The organism is Niallia taxi (genome assembly GCF_004005475.1).
In the GTDB taxonomy this organism is placed as follows: Bacteria; Bacillota; Bacilli; order Bacillales; family Cytobacillaceae; genus Niallia; species Niallia taxi.
Map to the genome: position 1 here is coordinate 139803 of NZ_RZTZ01000004.1, position 18334 is coordinate 158136.

An 18334-nucleotide genomic window follows, 5' to 3' on the forward strand; every position below is an offset into this window, starting at 1 on the left:
CAAGTTGAAATCTCTATGTTATAATTCACACTATAAAAGTAGGAATTGTATAGATTAATTATTAGAAAAGTTTCGCTAGTTTTTATATTCAGGATATCAACTTAGGAGTGTTAACATAATGGGTTCACATGTTTTAGACTTACGAATGTTACAAAATAATTTTAGTACAGAGGAAATGCGCGCTGTCTGGAATGATGAGAATAGATTACAGAAGATTCTTGATGTGGAAGCTGCATTAGCATTGGCAGAAAGTGAACTCGGAGTAATTCCCGAAAAAGCTGGGAATGTAATTAAAGCTGCTGCCAAAATAGAAAACTTTGAAATTGACAAAATTGCAGCAGAGGCAGCGAAATTAAAGCATTCATTAATGGCAACCGTTAATCATTTACAATCACTTTCTGGAGAGTATGGTGAATTTGTTCATTTTGGAGTAACTACACAGGATGTAACGGATACAGGGATGATTCTTCAATTGAAAGAAGCAAATACCATACTTAAGCGTGATGTTAAGAAGGTTGCGGAGCTTTTAATCGGACTAGCCTCTACTTATAAAGATACGCCAATGCCTGGAAGAACACATGGAATGCAAGGATTACCAACAACATTTGGCTTTAAGATGGCAGTCGTATTAAGTGAATTTCATCGTCATTTAGAAAGATTACTTGCTGTTGAAACAAGAGTTTTTACTGGAGTGCTAGCAGGTGGCGTTGGCACATATGCAGCATTAGGCAATAGTGGTCCTATAGTAGAAGCAAGAGCGTTAGAGCTTCTTGAATTGGATACTCCGGATATTTGTTGGCATTCATCTCGTGATCGGGTTTCTGAATATGGTTCTGTGCTTGGTTTAATCAGTGGTTCACTCGGGAAGTTAGGGAATGAATTCTATAATTTGATGCGCACAGAGATAGATGAGGTGGAGGAGCCATTTAAAACAGGGAATGTTGGCTCAACAACGATGCCACATAAACGCAACCCGGCTATTTTTGAAGGAATTGCAAGCTTAACTAAGCCTATTTTGCACAGTGTGGCACTGCTTCATGAATCATTAGTGATGGAGCATGAGCGTGATGCAATGAGCTGGAGAAGTGAATGGATTGCTTTGCCAGAAATCTGCTTATATCTTTCTTCGCAATTGAAAAGCACAATTAATGTTTTACAAGGACTAGTAGTAAAACCTGAAAATATGATGAGAAACCTGGAAATGCAAGGTGGTCTTATCCTGTCTGAACGAGTTATGTTTGCCTTATCGGAGAAAGTAGGGAAACAAACAGCACATCATCTTGTTTATGAACTTGCGATGGCGTCAGTTGAACAGAAAGTTCCATTTAAAGAGCTGCTGGCAACAAATGAAAAAGTAGGTTCGGTGCTGTCTAATGAACAGATTAATGAATTACTAGATCCTAGTCAGTATACAGGCCTTGCAAGCCAAAAGGTTGATGAGGTCATTCAATCCATTAAAGGTGGTGGATTATTAGGTGAGTAATATAACCTTCCATCAAGCTACTAATAAGGACATACAAGCGTTACTAGATTTATCCCTACGCGGATATGCAACAATACGTGAGCTTGGCATAAATTTTGCAGCGGCAACTGCGGATGAGCAGCTAGTAGATAAAAATATCAATGAAAACATTTGTTTTTATATGAAGGATGGCGATGAAATGGTAGCAACTGCTTCCATCCGGATGCCATGGAGCAGCCATCATGGCCCTTATGAGATACCGCATATTTGGTGGGTTGCTGTAGCTCCTGAATACAAGCGAAAGGGTTATGCTTCTAAACTATTAGATTTCATTGAAAATGATTACTTGAAAGACACGCTTCATTGTCCTTCTGTTTCATTGGGAACAGCAAAGGAGCACCCTTGGCTTGCAGATATGTATGTAAAGCGTGGTTATGAGAAGGTTGGCGAGTCTGATTTAGGCAAAGGGCATGTAACCATCTATTTAGAAAAACTATTATTAGCAAAAACTTATAAGAAAAGGTAGGAAGACATCATGAAAAAGAAATTACTCGTACTTATTACTATGGCAGTTATGCTTTTATTAGCAGCTTGCGGAAGTGGAAATGAAGAATCAGGGGATAGCAAAAAGAAAGTTCTTCGTGCAGGTTCAACTGCACAAAGTTATCCGAACGGTTATGAAGAAGATGGAAAATTAGTTGGATTTGACGTAGAGGTGTTTGAAAAGATCGCTTCTGATTTAGGCTATGATGTAGAGTGGGTTAAAACTGACTTTGCTGGTTTAATGGGTCAATTAGAAACAGGAAAAATTGATACTGTAGCAAACTTTGTTGCTGTAACAGATGAAAGAAAAGCAAAATACAATTTCTCTGAGCCATATGCATATGCAGGGGCTACAATTGTTACAAATAAAGACAATGATTTCGATAGTTTAGATGATTTAAAAGGTAAAACAGTTTCTGGCGTATTAGGGTCAAACAATGTTAAGAATTTAGAAAACTTCGATCCTGAAATTATCGCAAAAACATATGAAACACGTGATGGTGCAATGAATGACGCAATCAACAACCGTGTCGATGGCTATGTTAACTCAAAATCATCTTTAATTGCTGAGATTGAAAAAGGCGATTTGCCATTAAAATTTGTTGGTGACCCATTCGTGTATGAAGATGTTTCATTCCCATTTGCAAAAACGGAAGATGGTGAGAAATTAGCGGAAGCATTTAACACGGAAATCAAAAAGCTACGTGAGGATGGAACGTTAGCAGATCTATCTAAGAAATATTTTGCCGGTGAAGACATCACAGTTAAGGAATAATTTGGAGGAACAAAATGAATCTTGAACTCGATTTTGGTTACTTTATAGAAATTTTTCCGGCATTATTGAAATTAATACCATTCACCTTATTTCTTGCTGTTATATCAATGTTCTTTTCCGTTATTGGCGGTTTAATTTTAGCATTAATTACTAGGTCGAATATACCTGTTTTAAAGCAGCTTGCAACGATTTACATTTCGTTTTTCCGGGCAATCCCAACATTAGTACAGTTGTTTTTAATCTATTACGGATTACCGCAAATTTTTCCAGGTTTAACTGGAATGACTGCAGTTACGGCAGCTATTTTGGGACTCAGCTTAAAGCAATCGGCATTTTTAGCGGAAATTTTCCGAGCAGCACTGAACTCTGTCGATAAAGGGCAAGTAGAGGCTTGTTTATCTGTTGGGATGACAAAAACACAAGCTTTGCGCAGGGTCGTATTACCACAAGCAACTCGTAATGCGATTCCAGCAAGCAGCAACGTTTTTATTGGTCTAATTAAAGAGACTTCCCTAGCTTTTACACTAGGTATCGTAGAATTATTTGCACAAGGAAAAATCTTAGCGGCTAGCTCCTTGAAATTCTTTGAAACATACTTAGCGTTGGCATTGCTTTATTGGGTTATGATTATTTTAGTTACGTTAATCCAACAAGTGGTTGAAAAGCGAATGGAAAAACCGTACATCAGTTAAAGGAGTATTACCATGATATCTGTAAAAAACTTGAAAAAGAGTTTTGGTAAAAATACCGTTTTAAATGGTGTTGATTTACACGTCGACCGTGGCGATGTCTTGGCAATTATAGGACCATCAGGATCAGGGAAATCAACATTACTGCGCTGCCTGAATTTATTAGAAGTGCCTGAAGAAGGCACTATCCATATTGGCGAAACAAATGTAGACGTAGCTAAAATGGGAAGAAAAGAAGTTCATAATTTACGCCAAGAAACAGCAATGGTTTTCCAAAACTATAATCTGTTTAAAAATAAAACAGCTTTGCAAAATGTAACGGAAGCTTTAATTGTTGCAAAGAAAATGAGTAAGCAGGAAGCAGAAAAGATTGGAAAAGAGCTGTTAATTAAGGTTGGGCTTGAGGATAAATTTCATCAATATCCGTCTACTTTATCTGGTGGACAGCAGCAGCGTGTAGGGATTGCTCGTGCGCTTGCTGTAAACCCAAATGCAATTCTATTTGATGAACCGACATCTGCACTTGACCCGGAATGGGTTTCTGAAGTACTTCAGGTTATCAAGGATATTGCAAAGCAAAATACGACGATGATTATCGTTACACATGAAATGAAATTTGCTGAGGAAGTAGCAAATCGTGTTATTTTCATGGCAGATGGAAATATTGTTGAGGAAAACGATCCAAAGGAATTATTCCATCATCCACAAAATCCAAGAACGAAACAATTTTTAAAAACACTGGAAAGAGATGAATAACAATCATGAAAATGTCTAATGAACTATTAGAGGATTTAATTGGGAAAAGAAGATATTTACATGAGAATCCAGAGCTTGCTTTTGAGGAATTCAATACAACTGCTCATATTAAAAAGTGGTTAGAAGCACACAATATAACGATACTACCACTTGATTTAGAAACAGGTGTAGTTGCAGAAATCAAGGGTGCGTTTGCAGGACCTACTATTGCAATCCGTTCAGATATTGATGCTTTACCGATAAAAGAAGAAACACAGGTACCGTTTAAATCGAAAACAGACGGGAAAATGCATGCATGCGGTCATGATTTCCACACTGTTTCCATATTAGGTGCGGCAATTCTTCTAAATGACCAAAAGGATAAATTACACGGAAGTGTAAGATTTATTTTCCAAGCTGCAGAGGAAATTGCTCAAGGAGCGAAGATAGCAGTTGAAAAAGGTGCATTAGAAGGTGTTTCATCCATCTTTGGCATGCATAATAAGCCTGATTTGCCAGTGGGTACGATTGGTGTAAAATCTGGTGGATTAATGGCAAGTGTCGATAAATTTAAAATTAAATTCAATGGTGTTGGCGGACATGCGGGCATACCACATAATGCAATTGATCCGATTGTGATTGCTAGTCAATATGTAACATCTGTACAAACAATCATTGCTAGAAGATTAAACTTGTTTGATAATGCTGTAATAAGTATTACAAGCATCCATGGTGGAAACACATGGAATGTCATTCCTGACTCTGTTGAACTTGAAGGCACGGTTCGAACGTTCCAGCCTGACGCAAGAGCAGCAATTCCTGATTTAATGAAGAACTTAGCTGAATCCATTGCGCAAGGAAATGGAGGCTCCGTTGAATTTATCTGGGATGATTATTTACCTGTCGTAAATAATGATGCTAACTTGGAGGAAATCGTACGCAAAACTGCGGCAGATGCTGGCTATAATGTTGTCGATGGCGTGCCAAGTGCAGGTGGAGAAGATTTTGCCTTTTATCAAACGTACATCCCAGGCTTTTTTGTATGGATGGGGGTTAATGGACCTCAGGAGTGGCATCATCCCGAATATGATTTGAATGAGGAAGCAATTAAAGTTGCATCTGAATATTTTGCTCAACTGGCAGTTAATGTATTGAGTAAATAATATATGTCATAACTGGTTTGCAAGCGTAAAAGATCATTTTACGCTTGCGAAGCATGATTATTTTTAATGTATTATTGCTGATTTGATCTTTCTTCTGTTAACAGAAGGAAGATTTTATTTTTTGTTTTGTTAATGAGGGTTAAAAAGCAAAGGAGGAAATTCAAAATGAACGATCAACCAAAAAAGGTGAAATTAGGCTTGTTCCTAGCTGGAACGGGCCATCATGTTGCGTCATGGAGACATCCACATGCTATAGAGAATGCCTCCATGAATCTGACATATTTTAAAGAAATAGCACAAACGGCGGAAAAGGGTTTATTTGACTTATTATTCTTGGCAGATAGCCTGTCAGTTGATGGAAATTCACATCCTAATATTCTAACTAGATTTGAGCCAATGACGCTGCTATCGTATATTGCGTCTGCGACAAATCATATCGGGTTAGTAGCAACTGCATCCACTACATATGAAGAACCATTCCATGTTGCCAGGAAGTTTGCTTCATTGGATCATATTAGTGCAGGTCGAGCAGGGTGGAATGTTGTCACAACCTCGCTTGCTTCTACGGCAGAAAACTTTAATAAGACGGAGCATTTGGAACATAGTGCCCGCTATCGAAGAGCAACAGAATTTATAGAAGTAGCAAAAAAGTTATGGAATTCTTGGGAAGAAGACACATTAGTGATTGATAAAGAATCCGGGCAGTTTATTGATAAAAGCAAGTTCCATCAAATTAACCATCAAGGTGAATTCTTCTCTGTAAGAGGACCGCTGAATGTGTCAAGATCACCACAAGGGCAACCAGTCATTGTCCAAGCAGGGTCATCAGGTGACGGACAGCGATTTGCCGCTAAATATGCAGAAATAGTCTTTACTGCCCAAGCAAACAAGGACGATGCAATTACCTTTTACAAGGAACTAAAAGGTCAAATGGAACAATATAATCGCAAGAAAAGCAGTTTAAGTATCATGCCTGGATTTATGCCTATTGTCGGTGCGACAGAAGCAGAAGCACAAGAAAAATATGAGGCATTGCAGGAGTTAATCATACCTAAAGCTGGGCTTGCCATTTTGGGCAGATACTTTGGCGACATAGACTTTGCAGGTATTTCATTGGACACACCGTTTACAGAGATTAAACTTCCTGAGACTGTAAATGCTATTCAAAGCAAACATGAAATGATTTTAAAGAAAGCGAAGGAAGAAAACTGGACATTGCGTCAGACTTATCAATGGGTTGCAGGTTCACGTGGACATCATATAGCAATCGGAACTCCAACTCAAATAGCTGACAAGATGGAGGAATGGGTCAGAGAAGGTGCGGCAGATGGCTTTAATATCATGCCTGCACTTCTGCCAGATTCTCTAACAGACTTTGTTACCTATGTTATTCCTGAGCTGCAAGCAAGAGGGATTTACCGTACGGAGTATGAAAGTGATACTTTGCGTGGAAACTTAGGCTTAGAACAGCCGAATCATTCACTCACAAAATAAAAATATTAGTTGGACCCATGCCAGTATATTTGGCATGGGTTTTGTTATTGATTAACAAATTATGTAGTATGGAATATAGAATAAACACGTTTAAACCAAAGGAAAATATGGGATTAGCCGTGTTTTTATTCTATTAATAGTTCAGCTCCCAACGAGTGATTGGACTTAAATGAAGTAGACAGGATAATTATAAGAGGATTAGGCAAACTTTTGATAGTTATTGGTAAAGGAATTGTATGAAATATCGGGTATTCTAAAGGTGGTAAGAGAACGGAACAATTTTTGAAGGAGGGGAAATTATGAAGAAACGAAAATTAGGACAAAGCGGGTTAGAGGTATCGGCAATTGGCTTAGGATGTATGGGGATGGACCATGCTTATGGAAAACCGGCTAATCGAGAAGAAATGATTAAATTAATTCGTAAAGCTGTTGAACTTGGGTGTAATTTCTTCGATACTGCAGTTGTTTATGGCGAGGCTAATGAAGAATTATTAGGTGAAGCACTTGCTCCAGTCCGAAATCAGGTTGTAATCGCAACTAAATTTGGGATTACGGGTCAAGAAATCATAAATGATCGCCCTCAAAATATCTTAAATAGTTCACCGCAATCTATTAGAGAACAATTAGAAGGCTCATTAAAACGATTAAAAGTGGATTCTATTGACTTATATTATCAACATCGTATTGATCCAAATATAGAACCAGAAGCAGTCGCAGAAACGATGAAGGACTTGATTGCTGAAGGGAAAGTTAAAGCATGGGGCTTATCAAATGCACCAATTGACTATATGAAGCGTGCACATGCTGTATGTCCGATTGCTGCGATTGAAAATCAATACTCCATGATGTGGCGTGAACCGGAAAAAGAATTATTTGATATATGTGAAGAGCTAGATGTTGCATTTGTTGCTTACAGTCCATTAGGAAATGGATTTTTAAGCGGGAAATATACAAAGGATACAACATATGAAGAAGGTGACTTTAGAAGCTTAATGGGAAGATTTAAACCGGAAGTGATTGATCATAATCAGCAGTTATTAGCTTTAATTGCTAGAGTAGCAGAAAGTAAAAATGCTACATCCGCCCAAGTTGTATTAGCATGGGAGCTTGCCCAAAAACCATTTATTATTCCTATACCAGGCACAACTAAATTAACCAGATTAGAAGAAAACCTAGGCGGAGCAGACATCGAATTAACTAAAGAAGAGTTAGCTAGCCTAAACAATGCACTAGCAAAAATTGATGTGAATGAAACACATTTTTAATAACTTTACTTACGTATCGGCTGTAGGAACTTTATAGTTGACTTAGAGTAACACGAAGATAGTAATATATGTGGTGCAAGATATAAACATATAGGAGGAATACCAAAATGGAAACAGTAACTTTAGCTAATGGAAGAAAAATGCCTATTTTAGGCTTTGGGGTTTATCAAATTAGTGATTTGGCAGAATGTGAACGTGTCGTAGGTGAAGCAATTGAAGTTGGCTATAGATCAATCGATACTGCCCAAGCCTATAGGAATGAAGAAGCTGTTGGAAATGCAGTTCGTAAAAGTGGTATACCCCGTGAAGAATTCTTCATTACGACAAAAGTATGGATTTCAAACGCAGGCTATGAGAAGGCTAAAGCATCCATTGAAGAATCTTTGCGTTTACTGCAAACAGAATATATCGATTTAATGTTAATACATCAACCATTCAATGATTACTACGGTACATATCGTGCGATGGAAGAGTATTATAAAGCAGGTAAAATCAAAGCAATTGGCGTAAGTAATTTTTATCCTGACCGTTTCATTGATATCGCTCAGTTTAGTGAAATAAAGCCAATGGTGAATCAAGTTGAAACACATGTATTTAACCAACAAAAACAAGCTCAACAAATTATGGAAAAGTATGGGACACAAATTGAATCTTGGGGACCTTTTGCAGAAGGTAAAAATGACTTCTTTAACAATGAAACACTTAAAGCGATTGGAGAGCAATATGGTAAATCTGTTGCGCAAGTGGCTTTGCGCTACCTTATCCAACGTAATGTTGTTGTTATCCCGAAAACGGTATCAAAAGACAGAATGATTCAAAACTTTGAAGTCTTTGATTTTGCATTAACAAATGAGGACATGAATAAGATTGAAAAGCTAGACCAAGAAAAAAGTCTGTTTTTCTCTCATGCTGATCCGGAAACAGTTGAGTTTTTGACAGGACTAGTGAGATAACCTACTTAATTGACAAATAGTTATTATAGCAAAAGCCGATATTCCTTTAGAAAATCGGCTTTTGCATATTCGGTTATTAACATTAAATTCAGTACCAAATCTTGATTCCAGGCTTTAATCAGCAACGATTTATTACTTTGTAGTTAATGCTCCAACCACATTATGTGGAACATAAGGCTCCTCCAAGTAGGAGACTTCCTCTGTGGTTAACTTCACAGCTAAAGCACCAACAGAATCCTCCAGATGAGACACTTTCGTAGCACCAATTATAGGAGCTGTTACTGGCTCTTTTTGCAGCAGCCAGGAGAGTGCAATTTGGGATCTAGCAACATCATGCTTTTCTGCTAGCTCTGCAACTCGTTCTACAACTAAACGGTCATGCTGTTCTGTTGAACCGTATTTAGATTTTTGCGTTGCATCTGTTTCAGAACGGAGAGTATCCTCTGACCAATCACGGGTTAATATGCCTGAAGCTAACGGACTGTAAGGAATCACACCAATTTTTTCTTCCTTACATAATGGCAGCATTTCACGTTCCTCTTCCCTATATATTAGGTTAAGATGATTTTGCATGGATACAAATTTTGTCCATCCATTTTTCTCAGCTGTATGGTTTGCCTTCAAAAACTGCCATGCATACATGGCTGAAGCGCCTATGTATCTTACCTTACCAGCCTTTACTACATCATGAAGTGCTTCCATTGTTTCTTCAATTGGTGTGTTGTAATCCCAACGATGTATTTGGTACAAATCAATATAATCCGTTCCAAGGCGTTTAAGACTTTTATCAATTTCACTCATAATATGCTTTCGCGATAATCCCTTGCTGTTGGGAACATTGCTGGTTAAATCCTTGCCTAACGGAAAGTAAACCTTTGTTGCAATGACAACTTCATCCCGATTTGAAAAGTCTTTAAGGGCACGTCCAAGAAATTCTTCACTCGTACCATCTGAGTAAACATTAGCAGTATCAAAAAAATTGATACCTAACTCAAGAGCTTTTTTTATAACTGTACGACTGCTCTCTTCGTCAATTACCCAAGGATGCATCCAACGTTCCTTAACTCCAAAACCCATACAACCAAGACAAAGTCTAGATACATCTAATCCAGTGTTACCAAGCTTAGTATATTCCATTGCAATTCCTCACTTTCCAAATTTTTTTCGTTTTCATTACTAGTATAAATTTATATGTGAATCTTTCAATTGTCAAAAAGTAGCAAGATGTATAGTAATGAACAAAATACTAAAAAATGTCCAACATCTTTATGACTATAATTTGGCAGATATAATGTATCCTTATCAGCTGACGTAAAAGTGTTTATAGATATTAATACATGACTATTGTGGATTAAACATTCATTTAACAGGGAATTATAGGTTAAGAGGAACAATGAAGCATGTTTAATAGGGAATTAGCTGACCCCTAATTGATTGTAGTAAGAAATAAAAAAGGTATGAGTCTTAAACAATAGAAAGTTGAGCTGACTTTACAGCCATATTTTTTAAGGGGAGCGACTATGGATTTTCATTTTTTTACAACAGATGATCAAGTTAAATTAGCCTATTCTGTGCAAGGTACAGGTATTCCTATTGTATTTTTGGCAGGATATGGTGCGCCTGGTGAGCTTTGGTTTTCCCAGGTTCAAGCCTGTGTTAAAGCGGGATTTAAAGCTATTGTCTTTGACAGACGCAGCCATGGAAATTCCGAGAATCCTGCCTTTGGGCAAAACATGCAGCGACATGGACAAGACCTGTATCAGCTCATCCAGCACCTTGGGCTTGTAAAGCCAATATTAGTGGGACAGTCGATGGGAGCATCCACTGTTTTTTCGTTTCTACAACAGTATGGGGAAGAAAATGTCAGCGGGGTAATTGATGTTGATCAAACCCCAAAAATACTTAATGATGATAATTGGAAGCACGGTATGTATAACTCAGAGAAGATTGACTTTGAAAATTATCTGAATCAAAAGCATCCTTCACCATTTTATAAAAGAGTTCCGCTTAATGTCCTTGTTCGTATGCTAATGATAAACCGAAAGCTGTCTAAATTTGACTTTGTATCAACAAAACCGCTATTCCTTGATCATATACATTCAGACTGGCGCCAAACCTCGGAAAAGCTGACAATACCGATACTTTTCCTTGCAGGTGCACATAGTCCTATGTGGCCTGCCAGCCATGCTGAAGCCTCTGCAAAATTGTGCAGCAACGGAGAGTATAACATTGTAGAGAAAGCTGGCCATGCTGTTAACCTGGAGCAATCTAAAGCCAGTAACCAAGCAATCTTGCATTTTATCCACAGTATTATATAAGACAATCAATACTAATTAAAAGAACACCCCCCCCATAGAGCAGTAAAAAAGAAATTACTAATATGGAATATATTGTATTTGGGTGAATGAAAACATAAAAAAACAGCTCCTTATTTTTATGGACCACTTAAACCAGTGGAATATCATAGAATTTCATTTTTACATTCATTAAATATACTGAGACAGACTAGAATTTACAAAGAGCACCTTATTATTTTAAGATAATGTGCTTTATAAAGAACTAATTTATTGTTTATGAAGTCGTTTATGCGCAGAATTGCGATCTGCCGTAATGGGAATATGATCTAATACTTTTCCTAAACCATAGTGAGGCATATTTGCATAAATAGCTTCATAATTTCCCTTCCTTATTTGATACGTTTCATGATAAATTCCTACTGCATCATTGTTACCTACTTTTTGATTGAAAGATTTCCAAGCAGTCAAATGCTTTTCATTATGGGCATATGCAAGCAGGTCTTCGACAGAACGCCAATATTGGATCATGGCAGTTGTTTTCATTCCGAAATAACTTTCCATCGATAAAAACCCTAGCTCCTCTTTGTTTGTATAAAGCTCCTTAATCATTCCTGGCATGGCTGTAAATACTGGTAACCACTTATGCATGGCTAGTCGCTTGTTAACTCTCATTCCAATGATAAAAACGACAATATCCTCTGAATTATCAATCGTATAACGACCTGTATAAATGTGGTTGGTCATAACTAATTTCCCCCTATAAAAATTTATTAAGAGTAAAATCGCACCAGTCTATCGCTGCCTTGGTAGTTCTTTTTCCATAATCCAATGTACACAGCCAATATAATGAATCTTCATCATTATCTTTGTGATTAATAATAGCCTGTTCAATAGATATATAAGTTTGATAGCGTTCTTCAAGTTCTTGCTTATCATTCTCTAGATGCAACACCTTTTTTTCTCGATCCTGATAGCGGCCAAAAAATAATTTAAGCAAAACTTCATTTCGTTCAGTTGGTAATTGTTCAATTGGCTTCTCCAACCAATCCTTTAATACCTCTAATCCCTTTGATGTCAAATAATACTCATTACTATCAGGTTTTCCATGACCAGATGAAGTACACACCTCTGCTAATTCATCTTGGGCAATTAACTTTAGAGATGGATAAATTTTCCCATAACTAATTTTCCAAAAATGATTTAAGCTCTCGTCAATTAGCTGTTTAATAGCATAACCAGATTTACATTCAGTAGTTAATATTCCTAATATTGCATATGTAGTAGCGTTATAACTTTTCAAAAATTTTTCAACACCTATCTAAAAGATGTATATCATTTAGATATATGATAATAAACACCAACAAAAAACACGAGTTAATTTTCTGAATAAATTGAAATTTAATTAAAAGAGGGTTGGATTTAATTTTTAGAGATATTCTAATTCCTTTTAAGGAAAATCAACAGGTCGTGAGATTGGTATGCAAATAAGGCGATAAAAAAGATTTAATTTTCTAAAGTAAGTAGTTCAGTTTGAGGTACAAACAATTTTTTAGTGGTTTTTGAATGCATTTTGATACATCAATTCAGACACCTTTTTGCACTGAAATATTGGCTTGCGAATTTGCCTATGAAATTTACAAAAATAGCCGTAACGATTTTAGATATTCGTTACGGCTATAACTTTAAATTTAATTTCTCTTATATTTTGTATTATGAAGCAACCTCAAATTTCAAGGAGTTTCGATTTACTGTGATATATTCACCTGTTGTTTTATTCATTACTTGAGACACTTCCTTGGTATGCGTTATCTCAAACCAATCATTTTGTATATCCACCAGTAATTTTACTTCAACATTACTTTCCTCATATTTGACACAACTATAATATAATTTCGTCATCATCGTCATTCCTTTCTTTAATGATTAATAAGTCAATGCTTCAACAGTTTCTTAACTTAATTATAAGGTGTTTTTCTAAATGAAGAAATTCCCTTGCGAAATATACTTAAGATAACGCTGGATACTTCTTTAAAAAGGAATTATATCCAATAAATAGGAAGTAACTGTTATTATATTAAAGGTGGTTGCTTTTCTATCTAGGTGGGGGGGTGGAGAAGGTTAAGGCCTTTAGTTTAGTTATTGAAAGGGTGAATATAATGGAGATTTGGGACGTCGAATCAAGACAATACAGATTGGATGATTTGTTAGAAGAAGATATACAATTGGCAGAAGCTTATTTTGGCGTTAAATTACCTGATGACTATATTAAATTATTAAAAATACAAAACGGTGGAACACTTATATATAATGCACTCCCAATAGCTTTTAAAAGATGGGATGGAGATGACTATGTAGAAATAGATAATCTTCGTGGAATAAAAAGAGATAAAGGGATTATGGAAACAGGATATTTCAAACAGGAATGGGGGATTAGTAAAAGAAATATTATTCTAATCAGTGGGAATGGTCATAGTTGGTTTGCCCTAGACTACAATCATGGCGAAGAACCAAAGATTATATATATTGAAACAGATACAGAAAGAATCACACAAATATATGATACTTTTCAAGAATTCATCAACCACTTATACGTACATGAGCATGATGAAGATGAAGGCTTGAGAACAACTCCACTTCCAACAATTGAGGACGCTAGAAAGTTAATTAATAGTACAGAAGAGGATGATATTATAGAGGGTTTTGATGTATTTAATTCGTTTATATATGATAAAATTATCCATGAGGAATATTTTGGTTATGTATTGAATTTTATAAAAAGTGGAAATGAACATTTAAAAGATTATGCAGCAGAAGCGGTATGGAGAGTAGTAACTGCACAATACCCAATAGATAAATCTTTAATTCAGAAAGTTATTGTTGAACTTAAAAATGATAAAGATCCTACCATTCAATATTTTCTTGAAGAAATAGAAGAAATTATAAACTCTATTTGAGGGTTATGGGCTTTCTTAAATAACAGTTGGCTCTTTTCTTATGTAACAATCTTGGTAGCCTACCTGTAATAAATAAAAGTTTGCTGCAAATTGTAATAAAATTTAAATTAAAAAGTATTGGTAGGGATTCTATTGGAATTTTGGAATTATAAATTAAAAGACGACCCATATAAATTACAAAACATTAATAAAAAAGATATAGAACTAGCTGAAAAAGCTTTCCATATCAAATTACCTCAGGCTTACATTGATCTACTAATAGAACAAAATGGCGGCTGTTTAAAAAATACTTATTTACCAGTAAATTTTAAAAATTGGGCAGATAACCATATACTTTTTGATTATTTATTAGGAATTAAGAAAGACAAAGGTATCATGGAATCAAATTACTTACTCAAAGAGTGGGGAGTTAAAGAAAAAAATCTTATTATAATCAGTGGGGATGGTCATTTCTTTATAGCCCTTGATTATAGAACTAATGAAGAGAAACCTACAATCGTGTACATTGATACGACTGAAAATCAGATAACTAAAATCTATGAAGATTTTTCAACAATGGTGAATAGTTTATATGAAGAAGAAGATTTAGAGAACCAGGAAGACATAGAAGAAATAGAAGAACTAAGAAAACACCTACAGAATTCTAAAAAAAAATCCATTGAACTAATGGAAAGCATGGATAATGATGACATAGTAGAAGGTATTCATATGTACGTTGGTGCAACTGCAGGTTTTATACAAGAAGATTATGTATTTATAGAAAAACTTTTGAAATTTATCCAGCATTCTAATGAGGATATACGCTTAGCTGCTGCTGAATGTTTATGGCGTTCCATAAGTAGTGGTAATATCAAAGAAAATAAAGTAATTAGTTTAGTATTGGATATATTCAAAAATGAAAACCATCCAGATATTAAGTATTTTTATGATGATATAATTGAAAACCAAGCAAAATAAAGGACTCATTATGAATATTGGGAAGAGTAACATTAGAGCTTTAAATTCAGTGAGAAATTTTCTTCTAGTCCTGGTCATATTAGTATGCCTTATAACCGAGTAATATATAATAGACTTCCGAATTTAGTGGTAAACATCGCTACTAATGGGCCTCAAGGTCCATGCTTTGCCAACCAGCAAACCAGATGACAAAGATAACAAAGATCTCTGGTTTGCTAGCTAGGGCTAGGGCAAGCTTGTATAGCAGCTTCTCCTAGTAATATTGCTAGTAGGATCTTTATACCGATTAGCAGTATGCCCTGATTTAGTAATATGCCGACTGGACCTTATTTTTTTGTCCAGTTAAGTGTAGCTCCTTCAACACATATAATTAAATGGCATCATTTTGCTAGTACATCTTGATACTCTTCTTTACTTTCAAGAACACTTTTTGCGTAAGGACATACAGGAATAATATATAAGTTTTCCTCTCTTGCATATTCAGCTAGCTTATTTACTAATTCTTTGCCTAATCCACGACCATTATGTCCGTCGTATACAACTGTATGGTTTACAATAATTAAATTCCTTCCATCTACATCTTTTCCACTTGGTATAAATTGAATTCTTGCAATAACTTCATTAGATTCCTCAATATAGAATTCATTCTTGTTCATTTTAATCTCAGCCATTTCCTCATTCTCCTAACTTTCTAGTTTTGTTTTATTTTTGCTCGTAAGTAAGTGCTCTGCTTGGGCAAAGATCAATCACTTCCATGATTTTTTCATCTGTTGCATTCTGTGGTGATACCCAAGGTCTTTTCTGAGTATTGAATACACTTGGCAATCCCTTTACACATTCTGCTGCATGTTTGCAATTATTGGGTTTCCAATATATTATGATATCTTCAGAATCATAAGTTTTAATTTTTTCGCTTATAATATCCTCCTTCTAATAGTTCCATGGCCATAATATTGAAATATTCTTAATTCATTCTTAATCGATTTTTTACAAATCTGTATGATAAGTTTCTACCAACAAACGAGCTACTTAGTAGCAACATTACAAATTTTTGAAAAACAATATTAATTTAATAGTACTATATGTTAGAAGGAATCTCCAATTCGAGACTTGTTATTTGAAAATAAATAATAAAAATGGTTATTAACGCATCGGTATTAGTAAAGAAAAGATATTTGTAATTCCTCTTGATAATAGGGAAGAGAAGCATAAAGTTTTTGCTAGTTTACATCTTTCAGATGGGACTTCGTTGATTAATATAGGAGCAGCACTTGCGACTGCAATTTAAGTGGTATGTGCTAGTATTGGATTAAGTTGGCGTGGGGACCTATTTATTGGGGGCTGTTAGGAGCGGTTGCTGGATATTGATAGGTTTTGCCATTCGCCTTTTTACGGAGTAATTTTAAAAAAGAGAAGAAGACTGCTTAAAGGATTTCATTCTGAATTAATTGTTATAGTTGACTGTGATGAATCTCAAGGAGAGCTAGTGGAGAATATTTTGTTTCATCACTTTGCTCTAGGAGAAGCAAAAGTAAAATGATAACTAATTATATGCAAAACAACGAGTATTCTCTAATAAGGCTGAATGCTTTTTTTCGTAAATTTCTTCAGCAACTATAAAGAGTGTCATACTTGTAGTAAAGAATTTGAAGAGATAAAGGCTGTAATTGAGCGATACTAAAAGGTAAATAATATTTTCTTCTTTCTAAACATAGTTTATGTTTTTAAATTACAGCAACTCACTATTTCTTAATTTCTATAGAATGCCCATTGGAAAAAAATGAAACATATTTTTATAAATATTTTTTTAAGGGGGATAATATCAACAGTTATAAAACTGGAGGTATTATTATGGAAACTCATCATATTCGTTTAACTTCATCTGAAGTAGGTAGTTTATGGGCAAACTATATGGCGGATTCTATGTTTGTATGTGTTTATCAATATTATTTAGCGAAGGTCGAAGATTCGGAAATCAAGAAAGTGTTAGAGCATGCCTTAGATTTAGCTCAACAGCATGTGCAGGTTGTTACAAAAATATTTAAAGAAGAAGGTCATGCTATCCCTCTTGGTTTTACTGAAAACGATGTGAATGTGAAGGCTCCAAGGCTTTTTTCCGATGCGTTCTTTTTATTCTTTACTAAACAAATGACTAAAGGGGCCTTAGTGACATACGGAGCTATGTTGCCTCATACCTTTCGTAATGACATTCGGGAACATTTTATGTCTTGTATCTCTTCTGCAATGGAATTGTTAAATGATACTACGAACGTACTTCTTTCAAAGGGAATAGAAGTAAGGTCTCCTTATATTCCCTATCTTCAGGAAGTGGATATGGTTGAAAAACAGCACTTTTTAGCTGGTTGGTGGGGTAAACAAAGGCCACTGATTGCCGCAGAGATCACTCACCTCTTCTCTAATATACAAACAAACCATATGGGTTCAGCCGTAATAACTGGGTTTGCTCAAGTTGTAAAAGCAAAAGATGTCCAAAATTATTTCATAAGGGGGAAAGAAATATCAAAGAAACAAATTGAGGTCTTTAGTAAATACCTACATGAAAATGACCTTCCTGCACCTGTAACTTGGGATGCACAAGTACAGGACATAACGGAATCTCCTTTTTCCGATAAAATAATGCTATATATCATTTCCTTGATGAATGCTGCAGGTATGGGAAACTACGGAGCTGCAATTTCTGCCAGTCCAAGACGTGATATTGGTGCTGTTTATGTTCGACTACTAGGTGAGATTGGACTCTATGCAGAGGACGGTATAAATCTCCAAATTAAGCATGCTTGGCTGGAAAGACCTCCCCATGCAGCTGACAGAGAAAAGTTAATGAAATAAAGAGCAAAAGATGAATTAAGATCGGAAAGATGTAATGGCAATTATAATAAGCTGAATAGCCATTTGCTTTTCACCGAAAATGTGAAACCAAGATTAAAAAAGTACAAGGGGAATAAAAGATATTTAGGCATTGAGTTCACCATTCTTTGTAAATCACCTAATAAAAAAGGATGACCGTTAGTACAACGGTACATCTC

The 18334-nt window shown here is 35.6% G+C and carries 20 protein-coding genes; 14 read left to right on the plus strand and 6 right to left on the minus strand.

Features of this window, described 5'->3' with window-relative positions:
- Positions 1-118: 118 nt before the first annotated feature.
- From purB to EM808_RS12215, 9 genes are all read left to right on the plus strand, one after another.
- Positions 119-1483: an adenylosuccinate lyase gene (purB, locus tag EM808_RS12175; RefSeq protein ID WP_127738491.1), complete on the plus strand. Its 1365-nt coding sequence runs from the start codon at positions 119-121 to the stop codon at positions 1481-1483.
- Complete coding sequence (locus EM808_RS12180) at positions 1476-1988, plus strand: GNAT family N-acetyltransferase (protein ID WP_328590381.1); 513 nt, start codon at positions 1476-1478, stop codon at positions 1986-1988. Before purB ends, EM808_RS12180 begins: the two co-directional genes overlap by 8 nt.
- A 9-nt stretch (positions 1989-1997) precedes the next feature.
- Positions 1998-2780: a transporter substrate-binding domain-containing protein gene (locus EM808_RS12185; RefSeq protein ID WP_182103229.1), complete on the plus strand. Its 783-nt coding sequence runs from the start codon at positions 1998-2000 to the stop codon at positions 2778-2780.
- A 14-nt stretch (positions 2781-2794) separates the two neighbouring features.
- Positions 2795-3472 carry an amino acid ABC transporter permease gene (locus tag EM808_RS12190; RefSeq protein WP_127738493.1) on the plus strand — a complete coding sequence of 226 codons (678 nt, stop codon included), beginning with the start codon at positions 2795-2797 and terminating at the stop codon, positions 3470-3472.
- Between the two features lie 12 nt (positions 3473-3484).
- Positions 3485-4225 carry an amino acid ABC transporter ATP-binding protein gene (locus tag EM808_RS12195; RefSeq protein ID WP_127738494.1) on the plus strand — a complete coding sequence of 247 codons (741 nt, stop codon included), beginning with the start codon at positions 3485-3487 and terminating at the stop codon, positions 4223-4225.
- A gap of 11 nt (positions 4226-4236) precedes the next feature.
- On the plus strand, positions 4237-5367 hold the full coding sequence (locus EM808_RS12200; RefSeq protein WP_127738764.1) for an amidohydrolase: 1131 nt from the start codon (positions 4237-4239) through the stop codon (positions 5365-5367).
- A gap of 165 nt (positions 5368-5532) precedes the next feature.
- Entirely contained in the window at positions 5533-6861 is a 1329-nt protein-coding gene (locus EM808_RS12205) for an LLM class flavin-dependent oxidoreductase (protein WP_127738495.1), read from the plus strand.
- Between the two features lie 299 nt (positions 6862-7160).
- Entirely contained in the window at positions 7161-8126 is a 966-nt protein-coding gene (locus tag EM808_RS12210; protein ID WP_127738496.1) for an aldo/keto reductase, read from the plus strand.
- 107 nt (positions 8127-8233) lie between these two features.
- Positions 8234-9079 carry an aldo/keto reductase gene (locus EM808_RS12215; RefSeq protein WP_127738497.1) on the plus strand — a complete coding sequence of 282 codons (846 nt, stop codon included), beginning with the start codon at positions 8234-8236 and terminating at the stop codon, positions 9077-9079.
- Positions 9080-9211: 132 nt separating this feature from the next.
- Here EM808_RS12215 and EM808_RS12220 read toward each other — a convergent pair whose 3' ends face one another.
- Entirely contained in the window at positions 9212-10216 is a 1005-nt protein-coding gene (locus EM808_RS12220; RefSeq protein ID WP_127738498.1) for an aldo/keto reductase, read from the minus strand.
- 383 nt (positions 10217-10599) lie between these two features.
- On the opposite strand from EM808_RS12220, the gene EM808_RS12225 reads away from it, so the two are divergent.
- Complete coding sequence (locus tag EM808_RS12225) at positions 10600-11397, plus strand: alpha/beta fold hydrolase (protein ID WP_127738499.1); 798 nt, start codon at positions 10600-10602, stop codon at positions 11395-11397.
- A 246-nt stretch (positions 11398-11643) separates the two neighbouring features.
- Here EM808_RS12225 and EM808_RS12230 read toward each other — a convergent pair whose 3' ends face one another.
- The 3 genes from EM808_RS12230 to EM808_RS12240 all read right to left on the minus strand — a co-directional run bounded on the left by EM808_RS12230 (position 11644) and on the right by EM808_RS12240 (position 13275).
- Entirely contained in the window at positions 11644-12120 is a 477-nt protein-coding gene (locus tag EM808_RS12230) for a DUF4188 domain-containing protein (RefSeq protein ID WP_127738500.1), read from the minus strand.
- Between the two features lie 13 nt (positions 12121-12133).
- The gene (locus tag EM808_RS12235) at positions 12134-12676 is read right to left on the minus strand and encodes a PadR family transcriptional regulator (protein WP_127738501.1); all 543 of its coding nucleotides are present in this window, start codon (positions 12674-12676) and stop codon (positions 12134-12136) included.
- Positions 12677-13086: 410 nt separating this feature from the next.
- The gene (locus tag EM808_RS12240; protein ID WP_127738765.1) at positions 13087-13275 is read right to left on the minus strand and encodes a hypothetical protein; all 189 of its coding nucleotides are present in this window, start codon (positions 13273-13275) and stop codon (positions 13087-13089) included.
- A 209-nt stretch (positions 13276-13484) separates the two neighbouring features.
- Here EM808_RS12240 and EM808_RS12245 point away from each other — a divergent pair, with 209 nt between their 5' ends.
- Both EM808_RS12245 and EM808_RS12250 read left to right on the plus strand, forming a co-directional pair.
- Entirely contained in the window at positions 13485-14330 is an 846-nt protein-coding gene (locus EM808_RS12245; protein ID WP_127738502.1) for an SMI1/KNR4 family protein, read from the plus strand.
- A gap of 132 nt (positions 14331-14462) precedes the next feature.
- Positions 14463-15287 (plus strand): SMI1/KNR4 family protein, encoded by an 825-nt coding sequence (locus EM808_RS12250; RefSeq protein ID WP_164849649.1) that lies wholly within the window; start codon positions 14463-14465, stop codon positions 15285-15287.
- A gap of 380 nt (positions 15288-15667) precedes the next feature.
- On the opposite strand, the gene EM808_RS12255 is transcribed toward EM808_RS12250, so the two are convergent.
- Both EM808_RS12255 and EM808_RS12260 read right to left on the minus strand, forming a co-directional pair.
- Positions 15668-15958 carry a GNAT family N-acetyltransferase gene (locus EM808_RS12255; protein ID WP_127738504.1) on the minus strand — a complete coding sequence of 97 codons (291 nt, stop codon included), beginning with the start codon at positions 15956-15958 and terminating at the stop codon, positions 15668-15670.
- A 31-nt stretch (positions 15959-15989) separates the two neighbouring features.
- Complete coding sequence (locus tag EM808_RS12260) at positions 15990-16208, minus strand: (4Fe-4S)-binding protein (RefSeq protein WP_328590383.1); 219 nt, start codon at positions 16206-16208, stop codon at positions 15990-15992.
- A 433-nt stretch (positions 16209-16641) separates the two neighbouring features.
- On the opposite strand from EM808_RS12260, the gene EM808_RS28910 reads away from it, so the two are divergent.
- Both EM808_RS28910 and EM808_RS12270 read left to right on the plus strand, forming a co-directional pair.
- Entirely contained in the window at positions 16642-16827 is a 186-nt protein-coding gene (locus tag EM808_RS28910) for a hypothetical protein (protein WP_205685848.1), read from the plus strand.
- Between the two features lie 311 nt (positions 16828-17138).
- Complete coding sequence (locus tag EM808_RS12270; RefSeq protein WP_127738505.1) at positions 17139-18137, plus strand: DUF3231 family protein; 999 nt, start codon at positions 17139-17141, stop codon at positions 18135-18137.
- The last annotated feature ends 197 nt before the right edge of the window (positions 18138-18334 follow it).

Excerpts from the sequence above, each read along its gene's own strand:
- purB (WP_127738491.1), top strand. The coding sequence starts at position 119 with ATGGGTTCACATGTTTTAGACTTACGAATGTTACAAAATAATTTTAGT.
- EM808_RS12185 (WP_182103229.1), top strand. The coding sequence starts at position 1,998 with ATGAAAAAGAAATTACTCGTACTTATTACTATGGCAGTTATGCTTTTA.
- EM808_RS12190 (WP_127738493.1), top strand. The coding sequence starts at position 2,795 with ATGAATCTTGAACTCGATTTTGGTTACTTTATAGAAATTTTTCCGGCA.
- EM808_RS12195 (WP_127738494.1), top strand. The coding sequence starts at position 3,485 with ATGATATCTGTAAAAAACTTGAAAAAGAGTTTTGGTAAAAATACCGTT.
- EM808_RS12200 (WP_127738764.1), top strand. The coding sequence starts at position 4,237 with ATGTCTAATGAACTATTAGAGGATTTAATTGGGAAAAGAAGATATTTA.
- EM808_RS12205 (WP_127738495.1), top strand. The coding sequence starts at position 5,533 with ATGAACGATCAACCAAAAAAGGTGAAATTAGGCTTGTTCCTAGCTGGA.
- EM808_RS12210 (WP_127738496.1), top strand. The coding sequence starts at position 7,161 with ATGAAGAAACGAAAATTAGGACAAAGCGGGTTAGAGGTATCGGCAATT.
- EM808_RS12215 (WP_127738497.1), top strand. The coding sequence starts at position 8,234 with ATGGAAACAGTAACTTTAGCTAATGGAAGAAAAATGCCTATTTTAGGC.
- EM808_RS12220 (WP_127738498.1), bottom strand. The coding sequence starts at position 10,216 with ATGGAATATACTAAGCTTGGTAACACTGGATTAGATGTATCTAGACTT.
- EM808_RS12225 (WP_127738499.1), top strand. The coding sequence starts at position 10,600 with ATGGATTTTCATTTTTTTACAACAGATGATCAAGTTAAATTAGCCTAT.
- EM808_RS12230 (WP_127738500.1), bottom strand. The coding sequence starts at position 12,120 with ATGACCAACCACATTTATACAGGTCGTTATACGATTGATAATTCAGAG.
- EM808_RS12240 (WP_127738765.1), bottom strand. The coding sequence starts at position 13,275 with ATGACGAAATTATATTATAGTTGTGTCAAATATGAGGAAAGTAATGTT.
- EM808_RS12255 (WP_127738504.1), bottom strand. The coding sequence starts at position 15,958 with ATGGCTGAGATTAAAATGAACAAGAATGAATTCTATATTGAGGAATCT.
- EM808_RS12270 (WP_127738505.1), top strand. The coding sequence starts at position 17,139 with ATGGAAACTCATCATATTCGTTTAACTTCATCTGAAGTAGGTAGTTTA.